The sequence below is a fragment of the Methylobacter sp. BlB1 genome (assembly GCF_015476545.1).
Lineage (GTDB): Bacteria > Pseudomonadota > Gammaproteobacteria > Methylococcales > Methylomonadaceae > Methylobacter.
Genome location: NZ_JADMKV010000206.1, coordinates 1 through 720, shown reverse-complemented (window position 1 = coordinate 720; position 720 = coordinate 1). Strand labels below are relative to the sequence as shown.

Annotated in this window: 1 protein-coding gene; it reads left to right on the top strand. The window is 60.1% G+C overall.

Translation table 11 applies throughout. The features are described from left to right. The coding region (locus IT781_RS22050) for a condensation domain-containing protein (RefSeq protein ID WP_228779364.1) at window positions 1-720 on the top strand (720 nt) is incomplete at both ends.

Sequence of the window (720 nt, the reverse complement as noted above, 5' to 3'; positions counted from 1 at the left end):
TTCAGTGCGCCAACGCTGGCCGGTCTGGCGGCGCTGGCCGACAACGGCAGCCAGGCCGAGCAGCTGGTCATCCCGGCCAACCGCATTCCGGGCGACTGCACGGCCATTACGCCGGACCTGCTGCCTCTGGTCAGTCTGGCGCAGGCCGATATCGACCGCATCATTGCGGCCGTGCCGGGCGGGGCGGCCAACGTGCAGGATATTTATCCCTTGGCGCCGCTGCAGGAAGGCATCCTGTTTCACCACATGATGGAGTCCGAAGGCGATGCCTACCTGATGCCAGTCTTGATGGCGTTTGATACGGAGAAACACCGGGACGGTTTTCTGGCCGCTTTGCAGACCGTGATCGAGCGCCATGACATCCTGCGCACTGCTTTTGTCTGGGAAGGCCTGCCGGAACCGGTGCAGGTAGTCTGGCGCGAAGCGAAGTTAAAGATCGAGCATGTCGTAATTGGTTCTGAAGCCGGCGATGCCGCTGAAAAATTGCTGGAACGTTACAATCCCAGACATTACCGCCTCGACTTGAGAGTCGCACCGCTGATCAACGGCTTCACGGCCTATGACTCAAGGAAAGGGCGTTGGTTGCTGTTGCTGTTGACTCACCATTTGACACTCGACAATACTGCGCAGGGCATCTTGTTGGAGGAGATCCAGATGCTCCAGCGGGGCAAGAGCGACTTACTGCCGGCGCCGCTGCCGTTCCGCAACTTCGTCGCGCAG